The sequence below is a fragment of the Stenotrophomonas sp. YJH_SMC_64 genome, from assembly GCF_059371375.1.
The window spans coordinates 58,399-79,511 of the sequence record NZ_JCAFUN010000013.1; the positions used below are offsets into that span (position 1 = coordinate 58,399).

Genomic DNA, 21,113 nt, shown 5'->3' on the forward strand with positions numbered 1-21,113 from the left:
CAATACCGATTACTCGGCGCTGGCGGCGTCGCCTTCTTCCACGGCCTTCATCGACAGGCGGATACGGCCCTGCTTGTCGACTTCCAGCACCTTGACCTTGACCACATCGCCTTCCTTCAGCACGTCGCCGACCTTCTCGACGCGATCGCTGGAGATCTGCGACACGTGGACCAGACCGTCCTTGCCCGGCAGGATGGTGACGAACGCACCGAAGTCCATGATCTTGGCGACCTTGCCTTCATAGATGCGGCCCGGTTCGACGTCCGAGGTGATCTGCTCGATGCGGGCCTTGGCGGCCTGCGCAGCGATGGCGTTGACCGAAGCGATGACGATGGTGCCGTCGTCCTGGATGTCGATCTGGGTGCCGGTTTCCTTGGTGATGGCCTGGATGGTCGAACCACCCTTGCCGATCACTTCGCGGATCTTGTCCGGGTGGATCTTGATGGTCAGCAGGCGCGGCGCGTAGTCCGACAGCTCTTCACGCGGAGCGGTCAGGCCGTGGGCCATTTCGCCCAGGATGTGCAGACGGCCAGCCTTGGCCTGCTGCAGGGCCTGCTTCATGATCTCTTCGGTGATGCCTTCGATCTTGATGTCCATCTGCAGGGCGGAAATGCCCTCAGCGGTACCGGCGACCTTGAAGTCCATGTCGCCCAGGTGATCTTCGTCACCCAGGATGTCGGACAGGACGACGAAGCGCTCGCCTTCCTTGACCAGGCCCATGGCGATACCGGCCACCGGAGCCTTCACCGGCACGCCGGCGTCCATCAGGGCCAGCGACGAGCCGCAGACCGAGGCCATCGACGAGGAACCGTTCGACTCGGTGATTTCCGAGACGACGCGGATGGTGTACGGGAAGGCTTCCAGCGACGGCATGACAGCCAGCACGCCGCGCTTGGCCAGGCGACCGTGGCCGATTTCGCGGCGCTTCGGGCCCATCATGCGGCCGCACTCACCCACCGAGAACGGGGGGAAGTTGTAGTGGAACAGGAAGTTTTCCTTGTACTCACCGGCAACGGCGTCGATGACCTGGCCGTCACGGGCGGTGCCCAGGGTGATGGTCACGATGGCCTGGGTTTCGCCACGGGTGAACAGCGAGGAACCGTGGGTACGCGGCAGCACGCCGGTCTTCACGGCGATCGGGCGGACGGTGTCCAGCGCACGGCCGTCGATACGGACCTTGGTGTCCAGCACCGAGTCACGCATGGTGCGGTATTCCAGCTCGCCGAATTCCTTCGACAGCTCGGCCGGGTTCCAGCCTTCAGCGGCCACGCGGCCAGCCAGGGTTTCGAACACGTCCTTCTTGATTGCCGAGATGGCGTCGCGGCGCTGCAGCTTGTCACGCACCTGGAAGGCTTCGCCCAGGCGCGGGCCGATGGCTTCCTTCAGGGCGGAGATCAGCGCGTCGTTCTTGGCCGGGGCTTCCCAGGTCGACGGCTTGGTGCCGGCTTCGACGGTCAGCTCGTTGATCGCGTTGATGACCTTCTGCATCTCGCGGTGACCGAAGGTCACGGCGCCCAGCATCACTTCTTCGGACAGCAGCGCGGCTTCGGATTCAACCATCAGCACGGCGTTGGAGGTACCGGCGACGACCAGTTCCAGCTGCGAGTCAGCCAGTTCGCTGACGGTCGGGTTCAGGATGTACTCGCCGTTCTTGTAACCGACCTTGGCAGCGCCGATCGGACCCATGAACGGGGTGCCGGCCAGGGCCAGGGCAGCCGAGGCACCGATCAGGGCCGGGATGTCGCCGTCCACGTCCGGGTTCAACGACATGACCGTGGCGATGATCTGCACTTCGTTCTTGTAGTCTTCCGGGAACAGCGGACGGATCGGACGGTCGATCAGACGCGAGATCAGGGTTTCCTTCTCGGTCGCACGGCCTTCACGCTTGAAGAAACCACCCGGGATACGGCCGCCGGCGTAGAACTTTTCCTGATAATCGACGGTCAGCGGGAAGAAGTCCTGGCCTTCGCGCGCGCTCTTGGCGGCGACGGCGGTGACCAGCAGTACGGTGTCGTCCATCTTGACGATGACGGCGCCGCTGGCCTGACGGGCAACTTCGCCGGTCTCAAGCGTGACGGTGTGCTTGCCGTACTGGAAGGTTTTGGTGATTTTTGCCACGGAGGGTGTCCTTGGGGATGCTGTCTGCGAATTTGGACCGTCGGCGACCCTTGCCGCCAGCGGGTGGCCGGATCGTTCCGGCCTGAATCGGGGATTGCGGTACTACAAAACAAAACCGCGGCGCATCGCTGCGCCGCGGGGGATTCGTTGCTTAGCGACGCAGGCCAAGCTTCTCGATCAGGGCCTTGTAGCGCTCGACGTCCTTCTTCTTCAGGTAGTCGAGCAGGCTGCGACGGCGGTTGACCATCTGCAGCAGGCCGCGGCGGCTGTGGTGGTCCTTCTTGTGGGTCTTGAAGTGGCCGGTCAGCAGTTCGATGCGGGCGGTCAGCAGCGCAACCTGGACTTCCGGGGAGCCGGTGTCAGCCGAGCTGCGCTTGTTGTCTTCAATGACCTTCTGGGTGTCGATCGACATTTCTTTTTCTCTGTGATGCGTGGCCGGCAGGAACGCGCTTCGCGCACCGCCAGGCTCGCCGTGGACTACGAGGATGAAACCTGCGCCAGGCAGGCTGCCGGAAAACGGCCGCGAAATTGTAACGGTCGGGGGCTTCCGGGACAAGGACCGGGGCTGAACCGCCCGGGCCCGGTCAGAGGTTGAAACGACGCTGCGGGGCCAGCAGGCCGCTTTCGTCGACCTGGCCCAGGCCCTGGACAGCGTCGTCCGGACCAAACACCGCCACCAGGCCACGCGGCCAGGACAGATCGCGCTGGCGCTGGCCGACGCAGAAGCGGTGGGCCTGGTCGGCATCCAGGTCGACCCGCGGGTACTCGGCCAGGCCGGCCGCCAGCGGCAGCAGCAGCGCGTCCATGCCCGCCTCGTCACCCGCCTCGACCATCGCCCGCAACTGGTCCAGGGTGACCATCACCGGCTCACGGAACGGCTCGACCCAGAGCCGACGCAGTGCGCTGATGTGGGCACCACAGCCCAGCGCCTCGCCCAGGTCGCGGGCCAGGCTGCGGATGTAGGTGCCGGAGCCGCAGGTCACGCGCAGCCGCAACCGTTCCGGCTGCTGCTCCAGCACCTCGATGGCGTGTACCTGCACCTCGCGTTCGGGCGCTTCGATGACATCGCCGCGGCGGGCCTTCACATACAGCGGCTCACCGCCCTGCTTCAGCGCCGAATAGATCGGGGCACGCTGGCGGATGTTGCCGGTCAGCGCCGCCAGTGCGGCCTGCAGCGCTTCGGCACTGATGGCCGGCACCGGGCGCTGCAGCAGCACCTGGCCTTCGGCATCGTCGGTATCGGTGGTCTGGCCCAGCACGATCTCGGCGTCGTAGGCCTTGGCCGAGCCGAGCAGCAGGCCGGCGATCTTGGTTGCCTCGCCGAAGCACAGCGGCAGCAGGCCGGTGGCCAGCGGGTCAAGGCTGCCGGTGTGCCCCCCTTTCTCGGCGCGGAACAGGCGGCGGGCTACCTGCAGGGCGGCGTTGGAACTCATGCCGGTCGACTTGTCGAGCAGCAGGATGCCATCCAGGCGGCGGAACTGAATTCGGGTCATGGCAGAATTTTGTAGGGTCGAGCTATGCTCGACTGCCGCAGCGCGGTCTGCATCAGACATCGCGCAGCCGGAATGCAACAACGCCGGGCATGCCCGGCGCCACGCGGTTATTCTTCGTCGCTCTCGCGACGCTTCTCCGCGGCCAGCGTATCGGGCAGGTCGCGCAGGATGTTGTCGATGTGCTCACCACGGTCGACCGAGTCGTCGTAGTGGAAATGCAGCTCCGGCACGTGGCGCAGCTTCATCGCGCGTGCCAGGTCCATGCGCAGGCGGTAGCCCAGCTCCTTCAGGCCGGCCACGGCTTCGGCCGAACGTTCCGGCATCAGCGCGGTGACGAACACCTTGGCATGGGCCATGTCGCGGGTGATTTCCACGTCGGACACGCTCACCGAGGGCAACCCGTGCTCGCGCACGGCGTTGTGCACCAGGGTGCCGAGTTCACGGCGCAGCTGGGCGGAGACACGGTCGGTTCGATGGAAAGTCTTGGGCACGAGGAGCTCTTGGTTCAGTTGTCGCCCGACCAACGGTCGGGCGCTACCTTTAATTCGATTGTCGCCCGACCAACGGTCGGGCGCTACAGGTCCATGGTGGGGCCCGACCGTTGGTCGGGCCACCTTGCAGCATTACAGGGTGCGCGGCACTTCGATACGCTCGAAGCACTCGATCTGGTCACCTGGCTTGACGTCGTTGTAGGCCTTCACCGCGATACCGCACTCGGTACCGTTGCGGACTTCCTCGACGTTCTCCTTGAAGCGACGCAGCGATTCCAGCTCGCCCTCGAAGATCACCACGCTGTCGCGCAGCACGCGGATCGGCTTGTTGCGCCTGACCACGCCCTCGATGACCATCGAGCCGGCAACGGCGCCCAGCTTGGAGCTGCGGAACACGTCGCGGACCTCGGCGATACCGATGATCTCTTCGCGGATCTCCACGCCCAGCAGACCGGAGGCCACCTGCTTCACCTGATCGATCACGTCATAGATGATCGAGAAGTAGCGCAGGTCCACGCCGTTGGATTCGATGATGCGACGGGCCGAAGCATCCGCACGCACGTTGAAGCCGATGACGGTGGCCTTCGAAGCGGCCGCCGAGTTGGCGTCCGATTCGGTGATGCCGCCCACGCCGGAGTGGATCACGTTGATGCGGATGTCTTCGTTGGACAGCGCCACCAGCGCCTGGCTGAGGGCCTGCACCGAACCCTGCACGTCGGCCTTGATGACCAGGTTGAGGACCTGCTGGCCCTCGCCCTTGCCCAGGGTCGCCATGATGTCTTCCATGCGGCTGCCGGCGGTGGCGACCAGGCGCGATTCACGGCGCTTGGTCTCACGCTGCTGGGCAACGTCCTTGGCCAGGCGCTCGTCCTCGACCACCACGAAGTCGTCACCGGCTTCCGGCACGCCGGACAGGCCCAGGACCTGCACCGGGATGGACGGGCCGGCGAATTCCGGCTGCTTGCCGGTTTCGTCGAACAGCGCACGCACGCGGCCGTACTGGATGCCGCACACCAGGTAGTCGCCCTTCTTCAGGCGGCCCTGCTGCACCAGCACGGTAGCGACCGGGCCGCGGCCCTTGTCCAGCGACGATTCGATCACCACGCCCGAGGCGCGGCCTTCGTCGACGGCCTTCAGTTCCAGCAGTTCGGCCTGGATCGAGATGGCGTCCAGCAGGTCGTCGATGCCCAGGCCGGTCTTGGCCGAGATCTCCACCATCTGGGTGTCACCACCGAAATCTTCGGCCACGACCTGCTCGGACAGCAGTTCGTTCTTGACCCGCATCGGGTCGGCGTCGGACTTGTCGATCTTGTTGATCGCCACGATCAGCGGCACACCCGCCGAACGGGCGTGCTGGATCGCTTCCTTGGTCTGCGGCATGACGCCGTCATCGGCGGCCACGACCAGCACCACGATATCGGTCAGCTTGGCGCCGCGGGCACGCATCGAGGTGAAGGCAGCATGGCCCGGGGTATCCAGGAAGCTGATCACGCCCTTCGGCGTATCCACGTGGTAGGCACCGATGTGCTGGGTGATGCCGCCGGCTTCGCCGGTGGCGACCTTGGTGCGGCGGATGTAATCCAGCAGCGAGGTCTTGCCGTGGTCGACGTGGCCCATGATGGTGACCACCGGCGGACGCTGGGTGGCTTCGCCCTGGTTTTCACCGGTCGAGGCCAGCAGTGCGTCCTCGGCGTCGTTGTCGTTGGCACGGATCGCCTTGTGGCCGAGTTCTTCGGTCACCAGCGCGGCGGTGTCGTGGTCGATGGACTGGGTGATGGTGGCCATCACGCCCATCTTGAACAGCGCCTTGACCACCTCGCCGCCCTTCAGCGCGAGCTTCTGCGCCAGGTCGGCCACGGTGATCGTGTCGCCGATCGCCACTTCACGCACCACCGGTGCGGTCGGACGCTCGAAGGCGTGCGGGCCGGCATTGTTGCCACCGCGCGACATGTCGCGACGGCCACCGGCCTGGTTACGGCCGCCCGGCCGACCACGGGTGTTGCTGTTGTTGCTGTTGCCACGACGCGCACGGTCGGCAGCCGACAGGTGCATCTGGCCGGCGAAACGGTCGCCCGGGCCACGCTCGTTGCGCGGCGCGCTGCGGTTGTTGCGGTCGTCGTTGCGCGGCGGCGGCGGCGCACTGCGCGGCGCAGCCGGAGCGGCGGCCGGCGTGCGCGGCGGACGCGGCGCGGTTTCATCGATCGGAGCGCGCTTGGGCTTGGCGGCCGCCAGTGCCTCGGCAGCCTTGGCGGCGGCCGCAGCTTCCTCGGCAGCCTTCTTCTCGGCCTCTGCGCGTTCCTTGGCCGCAATCTCTTCCTCACGGGCACGGACGATGGCTTCGTCGCGCAGACGATCCTTCTCGGCCAGGGCCTGCTGTTCGGCGAGGTTGCGGGCGCGCGACTCTTCCAGCTTGCGCAGGATGTCGGCGCGCTCTTCGTCCGGCGTCATGGCGCGCGCACCATCCTTGACGTAGGTGCGCTTCTGGCGCACCTCGACATTCACGGTCGTCTTGCTGCGACCGGAATTGACCGTCACTTCCTGCTGCTTCCGGCGGTTGAGCGTGATCTTCTTTGCAGACTGATCGCTCTCTTCCGGGGCCTGCTCGGGCTTGCCGTGCGAACGACGAAGGAAGCCCAGGAGCTTCACCTTCTCGGAGCTGGTCACGACCTGGTCGGGACCGCTGAACTTCATGCCGGCACCGGCCAGCTGTTCCAGCAGTTTTTCGACCGGCGTGTTGACCAGTTCGGCAAGCTTGCGGATGGTGGTTTGCTGCGACATTCGGATCCTATGATCTTGTGGGCGCCCCCCCGCATCTGGAGGTGGCGCGGATTCTACGCCCTGAGCGGCTCAGGGCCCTGTTCATTGCCGGCTCATTCGCCGCGTTCCAGTCGGGCGATCTCTTCGGCACGGGCGGCCAGGATCAGCGCAGCGGCGCGCGCCTGATCCAGTCCTTCGATGCCGAAGTCCATGACCTCGTCGGCGGCCAGGTCGGACAGGTCCTCGCTGGTACGCACGCCGTGGCCGGCCAGCGCATATGCGGTGGCTTCGTCCATGCCCTTCAGGGACAGCAGGTCCTGCGCCGGCTGGCCGTCTTCAAGGCCTTCTTCGACTGCCAGGGCCTCATTGAGCAGCGCATCGCGGGCACGAGCGCGCAGCTCTTCGACGATGTCTTCGTCGAAACCTTCCACGGCCAGCAGTTCGCCGACCGGGACATACGCGATTTCCTCGACGGTGCCGAAGCCTTCGCTGACCAGGATGCCGGCGATTTCCTCGTCCACTTCCAGCTTGTCCATGAACAGCTGGCGGGCCGAAGCCTGCTCGGCCTCCGACTTGGCGGTGACCTGGTCCTGGGTCATCACGTTGAGCTGCCAGCCGGTCAGGCGGCTGGCCAGGCGCACGTTCTGGCCGCCCTTGCCGATCGCCTGGGCCAGGCGGTCTTCGGCAACGGCCAGGTCCATCGAGTGCTTGTCTTCATCGACGATGATCGACTGCACTTCGGCCGGCGCCATCGCGTTGATGACGAAGTTGGCCGGGTTGTCGTTCCACAGCACGATGTCCACGCGCTCGCCATTGAGCTCGTTGGACACGGCCTGCACGCGCGAACCGCGCATGCCGATGCAGGCACCGATCGGATCGGTGCGCTGGTCGTGGGCGAGCACGGCGATCTTGGCGCGGTCGCCCGGATCACGGGCGCAGGCCTTGATTTCCACCAGGCCCTGGCCGACTTCCGGCACTTCCAGCTTGAACAGCTCGATCATGAATTCCGGGGCGGCGCGGCTGATGAACAGCTGCGGGCCACGGGGTTCCGAACGGACTTCGGCCAGGTAGCCGCGCACGCGGTCACCAGCGCGCAGCACGTCGCGCGGAATGCCCTTGTCCTTCGGAATGAAGCCTTCGGCATTGCCACCGAGGTCGACATAGATGTTGCCGCGCTCGGCGCGCTTGACCACACCGGTGATCAGTTCGCCGACGCGATCCTTCCACGCATCCACGACCTGCTGGCGCTCGGCTTCACGCACGCGCTGGACGATGACCTGCTTGGCGGCCTGGGCGGCGATGCGGCCGAAGTCCGGGTTCTCGATCTGCTCTTCGATGTAGTCGCCGACGTCCACGCCTTCGGCTTCGTCGACGGCGTCCATCAGGCGGATCTGGCGGTCCGGCGATTCCATGACCACGTCGTCGGCCACCACTTCCCAGCGGCGGAAGGTTTCGTAGCTGCCATCCTTGTGGTCGATGACCACGCGGGTCAGCACTTCCTCGTCGGGATAGCGCTTCTTCGCTGCCGAGGCCAGGGCGGCCTCGATGGCATCGAAGATCACTTCACGCGGCACGCCCTTCTCGTTGGCGACCGCGTCGACTACCAGCAACAGTTCCTTGCTCATTGGCTCACTCCGCGCGCGGCTTCTTTGCCGCCGGCTCGTTGGAAGAAGAATTCGTGTTCGGCTTCGGACGCTTCGGCGCCGGACCGGTCGGCTTGCTCGGGGCCAGCCCCAGCGCCACCCAGTCGGGCATGATCCGTGCCTTGTCGATGTTGTCGGCCGACACCACCACTTCGGTCTTGTCGACGATGAAGGTGATGGTGCCTGCGGCCTCGTCGGTTGCCTCGATACGGCCCTGCAGGCGACGACGGTTGTCCTGCGGCAGCTTCAGCGTGACCTTGGCCGATTCGCCCTGGTGGCGAGCGAACTGCTCCAGGTTGAACAGCGGGCGATCCACGCCCGGCGAGGACACTTCCAGCGTGTAATTGCCGCTGATGGGGTCTTCGACGTCCAGCTGCGCCGACACTTCGCGGCTGACCCGCTCACAGTCGTCGACATTGATGATGCGCTCGGGCTGTTCAGCCAGCGGCACGTCGATGTAAAGGCGCAGGGTCGCACCGCCGGGGGCCGGCAGATACTCAACGCCCAGCAGCTCCATGCCCAGCGACACAACGGTCGGGGCGAGCAGATTCGCGATGTCGGTTGCCTTGTCGCTCACAGCCTGCCTTGATCTCTTGGTTGGGTGCCGGCCTTGGCCGGCGTGAAAACATGACGCCCCGGAAACGACAAAGGGCCCGCTGGGCCCCTTTTCCGGAAAGACTCCGGTGACTGGATTCCGGTTGCAACCTGCAGTGCCTGCCGGTTGCGGCCCTCCTTCCGGGTCCGGACTCCCGCCGGGAGGCCGCCTTCAGGGGTACTGCTAGGCCGCTGATGATAGCGGCTGCACCGCGCTGGTGCAAGGTGCGGACCTGGGGTCAGCTCCCTTTCCCGCGGAAAAGGGAGCTGACCCCGATCACGCAGAAACGACGCAGCCACCCAAAGAAAAACGCCTTCGAAGCAGGACTTCGAAGGCGATCTCTTTACTTGGTAGCGGGGGCAGGATTTGAACCTGCGACCTTCGGGTTATGAGCCCGACGAGCTGCCAGACTGCTCCACCCCGCATCAGAAGCGGAATTATGAGCGTTGGCTCCAAAAAATGCAAGCTTTCCCTCATTCATCAAACCGGTTGGCGCCGATCTGAAGTTGGTAGCGGGGGCAGGATTTGAACCTGCGACCTTCGGGTTATGAGCCCGACGAGCTGCCAGACTGCTCCACCCCGCACCGGAAGTGTTTGAACTGCTGCCCTGCTCTCTTTCGAGGAGGACTACCGCAACGATGTTCTGGCTGAACCGCTGCAGTGACAACTCAGGCTGCGCATATTACACGAATCGCGCAGCTTTGTGTCAACTTTTATGCAAGATGCGCAAATGCCTGCTGGCACCAGACCATGATCGGGTTCCAGGCCAGGCCCAGCGCCAGCAGCGCCAGCGCGTTCACGCCCAGCACCAGGCCCAGCACGCGGTCGTTGCTGCGCGGCATGGCCTCGCCCACCGGCTCATCGAAGTACATGACCTTGATGACGCGCAGGTAGTAGAAGCAGCCGACCACGGCACACAGCACGCCGAGGATGGCCAGCCACAGCAGGCCCCCGTTGACGGCCGCGCCCAGCACCGCCAGCTTGGTCCAGAAGCCCAGGAACGGCGGAATGCCGGCCAGCGACGCCATGATGCACAGCACCAGGCCGGCCATCCACGGGTTGCGGGCATTGAGGCCCTTGAAGTCCTCGATGTTCTCGGCTTCGAAACCGGCACGCGACAGCGCGATGATCGCGCCGAACGCGGCGGTGGACATGATGGCGTAGGCCAGTGCGTAGAACAGCGCGGCGGCATAGCCCTGCGCGCCACCACCGGCGATGCCCATCAGCAGGAAGCCGATGTGCGAGACGGTGGAGAACGCCAGCATGCGCTTGAGGTTGCTCTGCGCGATGGCCATCAGGTTGCCGATGACCAGCGAGACCGCGGCCAGGCCGGCGATCAGCAGCTGCAGTTCAGTCGACAGCGGACCCACGCCCATTTCCAGCAGGCGGTAGGCCATGCCGAAGGCGGCCAGCTTCGGCGCCGAGCTGATGAACAGTGCGATCGGTGCCGGGGCACCCTGGTACACGTCCGGCAGCCACATGTGGAACGGTGCGGCGCCCAGCTTGAAGGCGACGCCGGCGATCATGAACACCGCACCGGTGATCAGCAGCACGCGCTCTTCCGAGTGCGGGATGGCGTCACGGATGACGTCCAGGTGCAGGCTGCCGGTGGCGCCGTAGATCAGCGACATGCCGTACAGCAGCAGGCCCGAGGCCAGCGAACCCAGCACGATGTACTTCATCGCCGCTTCCGAGGCCAGACCGTTCTCACGGTTGCTGGCAACCAGTGCGTAGGAGCACAGCGCCAGCAGTTCCAGGCCCAGGTAGACCATCAGCAGGCTGCCGGCCGAGACCAGGATCATCATGCCGGCGGTGCCGAACAGGATCAGCACCGGGATCTCGCCCTGGAACAGGTTGCGGTCACGCAGGTAGCGCCAGCCGTAGACCAGGGTCAGGCCGCTGAGCAGCACGATCCCGGTCTTCATCACGTCCGCGGCGGTATCGCGCACGAACATGCCATGGAAGACCTCGCCCTGCCCGCCCACGCCGGTGGCCAGCATGAACAGCACCACGGCCAGCGCAGCGAGCGAGAACAGGTGGGTGACGATCTTGTTCCGGTTGCTGACGAACAGGTCGAGGATCATCAGGGCGAAGGCGCTGCCGATCAGCACCAGCTCGGGAGCGAGCGGTGGCAGGTCAGCGGCGGTCAATGGCAGCAGCGGCGAGGTGGTCATCATCAAATCCTGGAATTACAGCAGCTTGCTGGATGCGATCTGCATCGCCAGCTTCGCGATCGAGGGCTCCATCAGGTCGGTCAGCGGCTTGGGGTAGATGCCCAGGGCCAGCACGCCGATGGCGAACACGCCCAGCACCAGCCATTCGCGGCCGTTGATGTCCTTCAGTTCGGCCACGTGGCTGTTGGCCACTTCGCCGAAGAAGATGCGCTTGTACAGCCACAGGGTGTAGGCGGCGCCGATGATCAGGGTGGTGGCCGCGCCCAGTGCGATCCACGGATTACGCTGGAAGGCCGACAGGATGACCATGAACTCGCCGACGAAACCGCTGGTGCCCGGCAGGCCCGCATTGGCCATGAAGAACAGCATGGCGAAGGTGGCGAACCACGGCATCACGTTGACCACGCCGCCGTAATCGGCGATGCGGCGGCTGTGCATGCGGTCGTACAGCACGCCGACACAGGAGAACATCGCACCGGACACGAAGCCGTGCGAGATCATCTGCACCATGGCGCCCTGCAGACCCAGGCGGGCAGCATCGGCGTTGCCGGCTTCACGCACCAGCCACAGGGCGATGAAGGTGCCCAGGGTGACGAAGCCCATGTGCGCGATCGACGAATAGGCGATCAGCTTCTTCATGTCGTCCTGCACCAGGGCGACCAGGCCGACGTAGATCACCGCGATCAGCGACAGCGCGATCACCAGCCAGGCCCATTCCTGCGACGCGTCCGGGACGATCGGCAGGTTGAAGCGCAGGAAGCCGTAGCCACCGATCTTCAGGGCGATGGCGGCCAGGATCACCGAACCGGCGGTCGGCGCTTCCACGTGGGCGTCCGGCAGCCAGGTGTGGACCGGGAACATCGGCACCTTGACCGCGAAGGCGATCAGGAAGGCGAAGAAGATCCAGGTCTGTTCCTTGGCCGACAGCGGCAGCGCGTACAGGTCGGCCAGCTGGAAGCTGCCGCCCTTCATGTACAGGTAGATCAGCGCCACCAGCATCAGCACCGAGCCGAGGAAGGTGTACAGGAAGAACTTCAGTGCTGCATAGATGCGGCGCGGGCCACCCCAGACACCGATGATCAGGAACATCGGGATCAGCATGGCTTCGAAGAACACGTAGAACAGCATCGCGTCCGTCGCGGCGAAGATGCCGACGGTGACGCCTTCCAGGATCAGGAAGGCCGCCACGTACTGGTTGACGCGCTTGTCGATGGCGCTCCAGGCGCCGATCAGGGCAAGCACGCTGACCAGGGTGGTCAGCAGGATCAGCGCCACGGCAATGCCGTCCACGCCCAGGTTGTAGCCGATCCTGTACGCCGGGATCCAGGCATGGGTCTCGACGAACTGCAGGCCGTCGATGCCCGCGTTGTAGCCGCTCAGCAGCGAGAGGCTTGCAACGAAGGTGAGCACCGCGACGCCCAGCGACGCCCAGCGGGCAGTCTGTGCATCACGGATCGCAAGGATCAGGGCGCCACCGATGATCGGCAGCCAGATGAGGACACTGAGTAGAGGCCAGTTCGACACGTCTTCTTATTCCGTACAGGTCATCAACGCAGGTAATGCATCAGCACGCCCAGCAGGGCAATCAGGCCGATGATCATCGCGAAGGCGTAGTGATAGAGGAAACCGGATTGGGTACGACGCAGCACGCCGGCTGCAACGTCCACAACACGTGCCGAGAGATTGACCACGCCGTCGACGATATTGCTGTCGATCCAGCGCGAGACCTTGCCCAGCTTGACGCTGCCACCGGCAAAGCCATCGATCCACAGCTTGTCGAAGCCGTACTTGTTTTCCAGCACCGAAACGATCGGGGCGAAGGTCTTGCGTGCCTTGCCCGAGAGGTCCGGCTTCCACAGGTAGAACAGCGCAGCCAGCAGGAAGCCCGCCAGGGTCAGCCAGAACGGCGGCAGCATCATGCCGTGCAGCGCGAACGCCACCGGGCCATGGAACTCTTCACCCAGGAACGCGACGGTGTTCTTGGCCGGATCGTAGAAGTCGACGATGCCGGTGAAGAACGTCTGTGCCTGGCCCTTGATCGCCTCGTGCGCATGGTTGCCGGCCCAGTCGGTGCCGTGCAGCATCGGACCGATGCTGAAGAAACCGATGGCGATCGACGGGATGGCCAGCAGGATCAGCGGCAGGGTCACCACCCACGGGGTTTCATGCGGTTCATGCGGACCGTGGCCATGGCCGTGGTCGTCATGGGCATCGCCATGGTGGGCATCGGCGGCGTGGTGATCGTCATGGCCGTGGCCATGATCGTCGTGCGCGTCGCGGAAACGCTCCTTGCCGTGGAAGGTCATGAACAGCAGGCGGAAGCTGTAGAAGCTGGTCACCAGCACGCCACCCAGCACCGCCCAGTAGCCATAGGTGGCCACCCAGCTGTTCTGCATGTGGGCGTGGATCTCGGCCGCCTCGATGATCGTGTCCTTCGAGTAGAAGCCGGAGAAGAACGGCGTACCAACCAGGGCCAGCGTACCGATCCACATGGTGATGAAGGTGATCGGCATGTACTTGCGCAGGCCGCCCATCTTGCGCATGTCCTGCTCGTGGTGCATCGCGATGATGACCGAGCCGGCGCCCAGGAACAGCAGGGCCTTGAAGAAGGCGTGGGTCATCAGGTGGAACACGGCGGCCGAGTAGGCCGACACGCCCAGGGCGACGGTCATGTAGCCCAGCTGCGACAGCGTGGAGTACGCGACGACGCGCTTGATGTCGTTCTGCACGATGCCGATCAGGCCGGTGAAGAACGCGGTGGTGGCACCGATGAACAGCACGAAGTTCAGCGCCGTCTGCGACAGCTCGAACAGCGGCGACATGCGGGTGACCATGAAGATACCGGCGGTCACCATCGTCGCGGCGTGGATCAGTGCCGAGATCGGGGTCGGGCCTTCCATCGAGTCCGGCAGCCACACGTGCAGCGGGACCTGGGCCGACTTGCCCATGGCGCCGATGAACAGGCAGATGCAGATGACGGTGGCGATCGACCAGATCACCGGCTCGTTCAGCAGCTGCATGCCCAGGATCGTGCCGTCCCAGATCTGCAGCTGGGCGCGCGGGTCAGCCAGCATGCCGGCCTGCGAGAACACCTGCGAATAGTCCAGGGTGCCGAACACCCACAGCACGCCGGCGATGCCCAGCAGGAAGCCGAAGTCACCGACGCGGTTGACCAGGAACGCCTTCATGTTGGCGAAGATCGCGGTCGGGCGCTTGAACCAGAAGCCGATCAGCAGGTACGACACCAGGCCCACCGCTTCCCAGCCGAAGAACAGCTGCAGGAAGTTGTTGCTCATCACCAGGGTGAGCATCGAGAAGGTGAACAGCGAGATGTAGCTGAAGAACCGCTGGTAGCCCGGGTCGTCCTGCATGTAGCCGATCGTGTAGATGTGGACCAGCAGCGACACGAAGGTCACCACCACCATCATCATCGCGGTCAGCTTGTCGACCATGAAGCCGACGTGCGCCGAATACTGGCCGACTTCGAAGAACGTGTAGATGTTCTGGTTGAAAGGCTGCGCGCCGCCCCACATCAGCTGGTAGAACGTGTACATCGACAGGCCGCAGGCTACCGCGACGCCGAGGATGGTGATGGTCTGCGCGCCGAAGCGCTTGACCTGGCGACCGAACAGGCCGGCGATGATGCTGCCGAACAGCGGTGCAAGCACCACTGCGATCAACAGACTCTTGGAGAGAGTGATTTCCATCTGTGGATCAGCCCTTCAACGAATCGACTTCGCCGACATTGATCGTGCGGCGGGTACGGAACAGGGTCACCAGGATCGCCAGGCCGATGGCGGCTTCCGCGGCGGCGACGGTCAGGATGAAGAACACGAACAGCTGGCCGGACGGATCGCCCAGCTGACGCGAGAAGCCGACGAAATTGATGTTCACCGACAGCAGCATCAGCTCGATCGACATCAGCAGGACGATGACGTTCTTCCGGTTGAGGAAGATGCCGGCCAGGCTGATGGCGAACAGCACCGCGCCAAGCGCAAGCATGTGGCCAAGGGTAATCACGGCTGGGTCTCCTCGCCGGTGGCCGGCTTGCTGTTGCTGTGCACGACCGGTGCTTCGGCGCCCATCTTGACCATGCGCAGGCGCTGGCCGGCCTTGACCATGGTCTGCTCACCCGGGTTCTGGCTCTTCACGCCGGTACGGCGACGCAGGGTCAGCATCACGGCGGCGACCACGGCCACGGTCAGGATGACGGCGGCGAACTCGAACGGCAGCAGGTATTCGGTGAACAGCGTGCGCGCCAGCCAGGTGACGTTGGAGCTGTCGGCAGCGACCGCAGCGGCGTTGTCGGCCGGGAACGGAGTGACCGCCCTGCCCTTCACGCCGATCAGGATCAGCATCTGCACCAGCATCGCCACTGCCACGATCAGGCCGACCGGCAGGTAGCGCACCCAGCCCTCACGCATCTTGGTGGGATCGATGTCCAGCATCATCACCACGAACAGGAACAGCACCATCACCGCGCCGACGTAGACCAGCACCAGCGCCACGCCGAGGAACTCGGCGCCCACCAGCAGCCACACGCAGGCAATGGAGAAGAAGGTCAGCACCAGGCACAGCACTGCATGCACCGGGTTGCGCACGCTGATCACCGCACCGGCCGAAACCGTTGCCGCGATGGCGAACACCCAGAAAGCGATATTTACCCAATCCATCTCTCGACCTCAGCGGTAAGCGGCATCGGCGGCACGACGCTCGGCGATCTCGTTTTCGAGACGATCGCCAAGGGCCAGCAGCTGCGGCTTGGTAACGATGTTTTCGCCACGGTTCTCGAAGTGGTACTCGAGGATGTGGGTTTCGACGATCGAGTCCACCGGGCAGCTTTCTTCGCAGAAGCCGCAGAAGATGCACTTGAACAGGTCGATGTCGTAGCGGGTGGTGCGGCGGGTGCCGTCCTTGCGCTTGGCCGAGTCGATGGTGATGGCCAGGGCCGGGCACACCGCTTCGCACAGCTTGCAGGCAATGCAGCGCTCTTCGCCGTTGGGGTAACGGCGCAGCGCGTGCAGGCCACGGAAGCGCGGCGACTGCGGGAACTTCTCCATCGGGTACATCATCGTGTACTTCGGCTTGAAGCTGTACTTCAGCGTCAGCCAGAGGCCCGCCAGCAGTTCGAGCAGCAGCAGGCTCTTGAAGTAATGGGTAATCCTGTTCATCACTTTAGACGCCCTTTTGAATCACGCCGAAGAACACCATGACGGCGGTAACCGCGATCCACAGAATGGCCAGCGGGATGAAGACCTTCCAGCCCAGGCGCATGATCTGGTCGTAGCGGAAGCGCGGGAAGCTGGCACGGAACCAGATGTAGGCACTGGCGAAGAAGAACACCTTGACGAACAGCCACGGTGCACCGCCCTTCCAGATCCAGTCGACCAGCGGCGAGACATCGCCGAAGTTGACCCAGCCCTGGACCGGGCTCAGCCAGCCGCCGAGGAAGAAGATCGAGATCAGGAAGCTGATCAGGATCATGTTCGCGTATTCGGCCAGGAAGAACAGCGCGAAGGCACCGCCGGAGTATTCGACCATGTGGCCGGCGACGATTTCCGATTCGCCTTCCACCACGTCGAACGGCGCGCGGTTGGTTTCAGCCACGCCCGACACCCAGTAGATGACGAACAGCGGGAACAGCGGCAGCAGGAACCAGTCGAAGAAGCCGGAGCTGCCGGCCTGCGCCATCACGATATTGCTCAGGTTCAGGCTGCCAGCGGCGATCATCACGCCGACCAGGGCGAAGCCCATGGCGATTTCGTAGCTGATCATCTGCGCCGAGGCGCGCATGGCACCCAGGAACGCGTACTTCGAGTTGGACGCCCAACCGGCCAGGATGATGCCGTAGATGCCCAGCGAGGTCATCGCCAGCAGGTACAGCAGGCCGGCGTTGGCATTGGACAGCACGATCTGCGAATCGAAGGGGACCACCGACCAGGCTGCGAAGGCCGGGGCCAGGGTGATCAGCGGTGCCAGCAGGTAGATCGCCTTGTTGGCGCTGCTCGGCTGGACCACTTCCTTGAACAGCAGCTTGAAGACGTCGGCGAAGGCCTGGAAGATGCCCATGCCCACGTACATCGGGCCGTGGCGGACGTGCATCCAGCCGATCAGCTTGCGTTCCCAGACCACGTAGAAGGCCACCGAGATGATCACCGGAACGGTGATCACCAGGATCTTCAGGATGATCCAGATCAGCGCGCCGATGTCACCGAGGCCCAGCAGCCACTGGTGCAGCGGGTCGACCGCGTTCAACAGCAATTCGTTCATGCAGCCACCACCGTTACGCGAGCGGCACCCAGCGGCGCGGTCGCGCCGTGGCCCGATTCAATCCAGACCGAACCCGCAGCGACGCGGGCGTCGACCACCACCGGCAGGGTGGCCTTGCCGGCATCGGTGCCGACCTTGGCCATCTGCCCTTCCTGCAGCTGCAGGCGTGCGGCATCTTCAGCGTTCAGCACGATGCGCGGGGCGTTGTTGAGCGGATGCGACTGCAGTGCCGGGGCGCGACGGACCACCGCATCGGTGCGGTAGATCGCGGCGGTCGAAGCCACTTCCAGGCCTTCGCCGGCAATCACCGGCTGCGCCGAAGCGGCAACGGCGACCGCCACCGGGGCCAGGCTGGCACGCAGGCCGGCCAGGTCGGTGAAGTCGAAACCGGCCAGCGCCATGTCGCCGCCCAGTGCGCGCAGCACGCGCCAGCCTTCACGGGCCTCGCCCGGCAGCTTGCCGCCGGCACGGGCCGACTGCTCGCGACCATCGAGGTTGGTCAGGGTGGCGTCGATTTCCGGCAGCGCACCGACCGGCAGGATGACGTCGGCGACGTCGCGGGTCGAGGCACAGGCGAACTGGCTGAAGGCCACCACCTGGGCACCGGCCAGCGCCTTGCGCGCGGCAGGTGCATCGGCGAAATCCAGGCCCGGCTCCAGGCCGTACACCACGTAGGCCTGGCGCGGCTGCGCCAGCATCGCGGCGACGTCCTTGCCGGCCGGCAGCACGCCAGCGCGGGTCAGGCCCACGGCGTTGGCGCCCTGCGGGATGCGGCACAGCTTGGCACCGGTGGCGGCGGCGAAGTCACGCGCGGCGGCGCGGATGGCGGCAGCCTGCGGGTGGTTCTCGGCGATGCCACCAACGATCAGCACGGTGTTGTTGCCGCCCTGCACGGCCGAACGCAGCTCGGCGTTGGCCAGCGCGTCGACGAACTTCGACGGTGCAACGATCTGCTTGCCGGCAATGCTGAAGGCGAAGTCGAAGTCCACCGGATTGACGACGTGGATCTTCGCGCCCTTGGTGGTCTGCGCCTTGCGCAGGCGGGCGTGGAGCAGCGGCAGTTCGTGGCGGATGTTGCTGCCCAGAACGACGATGCGGTCGGCGCCTTCGATCTCGGCCAGCGGCAGGCCGAACACTTCGGCGGTTGCGGCGTCGGAGAAATCGCGGTTGTTGATGCGGTGGTCGATGTTGCTCGAGCCCAGGCCCTTGGCCAGGCGGGCCAGCAGCGCGCCCTCCTCGTTCGAGGTGGACGGGTGCACCAGCACGCCCAGGTTGTCGCCCTGGTTGGCCTTGAGGATCTCGACGGCCGCGGCCAGGCCTTCGGCCCAGCTCACTTCCTTCCACTCGCCATTGACCTTGCGCAGCGGCTTGACCGCACGGTCTTCGCTGTACAGGCCCTGGTGCGAGTAGCGGTCACGGTCGGACAGCCAGCACTCGTTCACCGCTTCGTTGTCGCGCGGCACGGTGCGCAGCACTTCGCCGCGACGCACGTGCAGGAACAGGTTCGAACCCATCGCGTCGTGGTAGCCCAGCGACTCGCGCGCGGTCAGTTCCCACGGGCGGGCGCGGAACTGGAACACCTTGTTGGTCAGTGCGCCGACCGGGCAGACGTCGACGACGTTGCCGGACAGTTCGGTGGTCAGCGGCTTGCCGTCGAAGGTACCGATCTGCAGGTTCTCACCGCGGTACATGCCACCCAGTTCGTAGGTACCGGCGACGTCGGCGGTGAAGCGGACGCAGCGGGTGCACTGGATGCAGCGGGTCATCTCGGTGGCGACCAGCGGGCCCATGTCCTCGTCCGGCACCACGCGCTTGCGCTCGTTGAAGCGGCTGACCGAACGGCCATAGCCCAGCGACACGTCCTGCAGCTCGCACTCGCCGCCCTGATCGCAGATCGGGCAGTCGAGGGGGTGGTTGATGAGCAGGAACTCCATCACCGAGCGCTGGAACTTCAGTGCCTTCTCGCTGCGGGTGGCGACCTTCATGCCATCCATCACCGGAGTGGCGCAGGCCGGCGCCGGCTTCGGCGACTTTTCCACGTCCACCAGGCACATGCGGCAGTTGGCGGCGATCGGCAGCTTCTCGTGGTAGCAGAAGCGCGGAATCGAAATGCCGGCCTTGTCGGCCGCCTGGATGATCATCGAACCCTTGGGCACGACCAGCGACTTGCCATCGATTTCGATGGTCACGTGATCCGGTGGCACGTTCGGGTTTACGGGTTGCGCGCTCATGCGGCGGCTGCCTCCACCTTCTTGCCGTCAACCATCGAATGACCGTTGACGATGTAGTACTCGAATTCGTCCCAGAACTGGCGCAGGAAGCCCTGGATGGGCCATGCAGCCGCTTCACCGAACGCACAGATGGTGTGGCCTTCGATCTGGCCGGCCACCGCCTTCAGCTGGTGCAGGTCTTCCATCGTGGCCTTGCCGGCGACGATGCGCTCCAGCACGCGGTGCATCCAGCCGGTGCCTTCACGGCACGGGGTGCACTGGCCGCAGGATTCCTTGTGGAAGAACTGGCTGATGCGGCAGGCGAACTTGACGCAGCAGACGCTGTCGTCGAGCACCACGATCGCACCCGAACCCAGGCCGGAGCCCAGCGCACGGATGGTGTCGTAGTCCATCGGCAGGTCCTTCAGCTCGGCCGCGGTCAGCACCGGCATCGACACGCCGCCCGGGATCGCGCCCTTCAGCGTGCGGCCCGGACGCAGGCCACCGGCCATTTCCAGCAGGTCGTGGAATTTGGTGCCGAGCGGCACTTCGAAGTTGCCGCCATTCTGCACGCAGCCGGACACCGAGAAGCACTTCGGACCGCCGTTGGCGGTCAGGCTCAGGCCCTTGAACCACTCCGGACCGTTGCGGATGATCGCCGGCACCGAACCATAGGTTTCGGTGTTGTTGATCGTCGACGGCTTGCCATACAGGCCGAAATTGGCCGGGAACGGCGGCTTGTAGCGCGGCTGGCCCTTCTTGCCCTCCAGCGATTCCATCAGCGCGGTTTCTTCGCCGCAGATGTACGCGCCGGCGCCCAGCGCGCCGTAGATGTCGATGTCCACGCCGCTGCCGAGGATGTTCTTGCCCAGCCAGCCGTTCGCATAGGCGTCGGCCAGGGCCTGCTCGAAGTGCTCGAACGGCTCGTGGTGGAACTCACCGCGCAGGTAGTTGTAACCCACGGTCGAACCGGTGGCGTAGCAGGCGATCGCCATGCCTTCCACCACCGAATGCGGGTTGTAGCGCAGGATGTCGCGGTCCTTGCAGGTGCCCGGCTCGGATTCGTCCGAGTTGCAGAGGATGTACTTCTGCATGTTGCCCTTCGGCATGAAGGACCACTTCAGGCCGGTCGGGAAGCCTGCGCCACCGCGGCCGCGCAGGCCCGAGGCCTTGACCATCTCGATGACCTGCTCCGGCGGGATCTTCTCTTCGAGGATCTTGCGCAGGGCGGCGTAGCCACCGGTCTTCAGGTAGCTTTCGTACGACCACGGGGTGTCGTAATGCAGGGTGGTATAGACCACCTGGTGCGGCAGCGGCGCGGGGCCGACCGGACCCTTGGATTCGTGGTGATGTGCCATGCCC

The 21,113-nt window shown here is 65.0% G+C and carries 16 protein-coding genes and 2 tRNA genes; all 18 read right to left on the reverse strand.

The features are described from left to right. Positions 1 to 9 precede the first annotated feature (9 nt). The 18 genes from pnp to nuoF all read right to left on the reverse strand — a co-directional run bounded on the left by pnp (position 10) and on the right by nuoF (position 21,109). The gene (gene pnp / locus AC5P9L_RS15060; protein WP_005410444.1) at positions 10 to 2,118 is read right to left on the reverse strand and encodes a polyribonucleotide nucleotidyltransferase; all 2,109 of its coding nucleotides are present in this window, start codon (positions 2,116 to 2,118) and stop codon (positions 10 to 12) included. Positions 2,119 to 2,269: 151 nt separating this feature from the next. Beyond that, positions 2,270 to 2,530 carry a 30S ribosomal protein S15 gene (rpsO, locus tag AC5P9L_RS15065; protein ID WP_005410445.1) on the reverse strand — a complete coding sequence of 87 codons (261 nt, stop codon included), beginning with the start codon at positions 2,528 to 2,530 and terminating at the stop codon, positions 2,270 to 2,272. A gap of 172 nt (positions 2,531 to 2,702) precedes the next feature. Further along, positions 2,703 to 3,611 (reverse strand): tRNA pseudouridine(55) synthase TruB, encoded by a 909-nt coding sequence (gene truB, locus AC5P9L_RS15070; RefSeq protein WP_005410446.1) that lies wholly within the window; start codon positions 3,609 to 3,611, stop codon positions 2,703 to 2,705. Positions 3,612 to 3,718: 107 nt separating this feature from the next. Further along, entirely contained in the window at positions 3,719 to 4,102 is a 384-nt protein-coding gene (gene rbfA / locus AC5P9L_RS15075; protein WP_005410447.1) for a 30S ribosome-binding factor RbfA, read from the reverse strand. A gap of 132 nt (positions 4,103 to 4,234) precedes the next feature. After that, entirely contained in the window at positions 4,235 to 6,880 is a 2,646-nt protein-coding gene (gene infB, locus AC5P9L_RS15080) for a translation initiation factor IF-2 (protein WP_012480878.1), read from the reverse strand. 92 nt (positions 6,881 to 6,972) lie between these two features. Continuing rightward, the gene (nusA, locus tag AC5P9L_RS15085; protein WP_005410449.1) at positions 6,973 to 8,484 is read right to left on the reverse strand and encodes a transcription termination factor NusA; all 1,512 of its coding nucleotides are present in this window, start codon (positions 8,482 to 8,484) and stop codon (positions 6,973 to 6,975) included. Positions 8,485 to 8,488: 4 nt separating this feature from the next. Continuing rightward, on the reverse strand, positions 8,489 to 9,079 hold the full coding sequence (gene rimP / locus AC5P9L_RS15090; RefSeq protein ID WP_262101878.1) for a ribosome maturation factor RimP: 591 nt from the start codon (positions 9,077 to 9,079) through the stop codon (positions 8,489 to 8,491). Between the two features lie 366 nt (positions 9,080 to 9,445). Next, positions 9,446 to 9,522 (reverse strand) — tRNA-Met (locus tag AC5P9L_RS15095). Between the two features lie 82 nt (positions 9,523 to 9,604). Continuing rightward, positions 9,605 to 9,681 (reverse strand) — tRNA-Met (locus AC5P9L_RS15100). 129 nt (positions 9,682 to 9,810) lie between these two features. After that, positions 9,811 to 11,271, reverse strand: coding sequence for an NADH-quinone oxidoreductase subunit NuoN (gene nuoN / locus AC5P9L_RS15105; protein WP_005410451.1), 1,461 nt, complete (start codon positions 11,269 to 11,271; stop codon positions 9,811 to 9,813). 15 nt (positions 11,272 to 11,286) lie between these two features. Continuing rightward, entirely contained in the window at positions 11,287 to 12,795 is a 1,509-nt protein-coding gene (locus AC5P9L_RS15110) for an NADH-quinone oxidoreductase subunit M (protein WP_262101877.1), read from the reverse strand. A 23-nt stretch (positions 12,796 to 12,818) separates the two neighbouring features. Further along, on the reverse strand, positions 12,819 to 14,978 hold the full coding sequence (nuoL, locus tag AC5P9L_RS15115) for an NADH-quinone oxidoreductase subunit L (RefSeq protein WP_005414069.1): 2,160 nt from the start codon (positions 14,976 to 14,978) through the stop codon (positions 12,819 to 12,821). Between the two features lie 7 nt (positions 14,979 to 14,985). Continuing rightward, entirely contained in the window at positions 14,986 to 15,291 is a 306-nt protein-coding gene (gene nuoK, locus AC5P9L_RS15120; protein WP_005410454.1) for an NADH-quinone oxidoreductase subunit NuoK, read from the reverse strand. Next, positions 15,288 to 15,944, reverse strand: a complete 657-nt coding sequence (locus AC5P9L_RS15125) for an NADH-quinone oxidoreductase subunit J (protein ID WP_010486441.1) — start codon at positions 15,942 to 15,944, stop codon at positions 15,288 to 15,290. Before AC5P9L_RS15125 ends, nuoK begins: the two co-directional genes overlap by 4 nt. Before the next feature lie 9 nt (positions 15,945 to 15,953). Next, positions 15,954 to 16,442 carry an NADH-quinone oxidoreductase subunit NuoI gene (gene nuoI / locus AC5P9L_RS15130; protein ID WP_279915531.1) on the reverse strand — a complete coding sequence of 163 codons (489 nt, stop codon included), beginning with the start codon at positions 16,440 to 16,442 and terminating at the stop codon, positions 15,954 to 15,956. A 4-nt stretch (positions 16,443 to 16,446) separates the two neighbouring features. Beyond that, on the reverse strand, positions 16,447 to 17,541 hold the full coding sequence (gene nuoH, locus AC5P9L_RS15135; RefSeq protein WP_005410457.1) for an NADH-quinone oxidoreductase subunit NuoH: 1,095 nt from the start codon (positions 17,539 to 17,541) through the stop codon (positions 16,447 to 16,449). Beyond that, complete coding sequence (gene nuoG / locus AC5P9L_RS15140; RefSeq protein WP_262101876.1) at positions 17,538 to 19,772, reverse strand: NADH-quinone oxidoreductase subunit NuoG; 2,235 nt, start codon at positions 19,770 to 19,772, stop codon at positions 17,538 to 17,540. Before nuoG ends, nuoH begins: the two co-directional genes overlap by 4 nt. Beyond that, a complete protein-coding gene (gene nuoF / locus AC5P9L_RS15145) occupies positions 19,769 to 21,109 on the reverse strand; it encodes an NADH-quinone oxidoreductase subunit NuoF (RefSeq protein WP_010486436.1) in 1,341 nt (446 codons plus the stop codon). Before nuoF ends, nuoG begins: the two co-directional genes overlap by 4 nt. Positions 21,110 to 21,113 lie beyond the last annotated feature (4 nt).

What these genes read in the sequence shown, in the direction of transcription:
- rpsO (WP_005410445.1), bottom strand. Translation starts at nt 2,530, where the DNA reads ATGTCGATCGACACCCAGAAGGTCATTGAAGACAACAAGCGCAGCTCG.
- truB (WP_005410446.1), bottom strand. Translation starts at nt 3,611, where the DNA reads ATGACCCGAATTCAGTTCCGCCGCCTGGATGGCATCCTGCTGCTCGAC.
- infB (WP_012480878.1), bottom strand. Translation starts at nt 6,880, where the DNA reads ATGTCGCAGCAAACCACCATCCGCAAGCTTGCCGAACTGGTCAACACG.
- nusA (WP_005410449.1), bottom strand. Translation starts at nt 8,484, where the DNA reads ATGAGCAAGGAACTGTTGCTGGTAGTCGACGCGGTCGCCAACGAGAAG.
- nuoN (WP_005410451.1), bottom strand. Translation starts at nt 11,271, where the DNA reads ATGACCACCTCGCCGCTGCTGCCATTGACCGCCGCTGACCTGCCACCG.
- nuoL (WP_005414069.1), bottom strand. Translation starts at nt 14,978, where the DNA reads ATGGAAATCACTCTCTCCAAGAGTCTGTTGATCGCAGTGGTGCTTGCA.
- AC5P9L_RS15125 (WP_010486441.1), bottom strand. Translation starts at nt 15,944, where the DNA reads ATGGATTGGGTAAATATCGCTTTCTGGGTGTTCGCCATCGCGGCAACG.
- nuoI (WP_279915531.1), bottom strand. Translation starts at nt 16,442, where the DNA reads ATGAACAGGATTACCCATTACTTCAAGAGCCTGCTGCTGCTCGAACTG.
- nuoH (WP_005410457.1), bottom strand. Translation starts at nt 17,541, where the DNA reads ATGAACGAATTGCTGTTGAACGCGGTCGACCCGCTGCACCAGTGGCTG.
- nuoG (WP_262101876.1), bottom strand. Translation starts at nt 19,772, where the DNA reads ATGAGCGCGCAACCCGTAAACCCGAACGTGCCACCGGATCACGTGACC.
- nuoF (WP_010486436.1), bottom strand. Translation starts at nt 21,109, where the DNA reads ATGGCACATCACCACGAATCCAAGGGTCCGGTCGGCCCCGCGCCGCTG.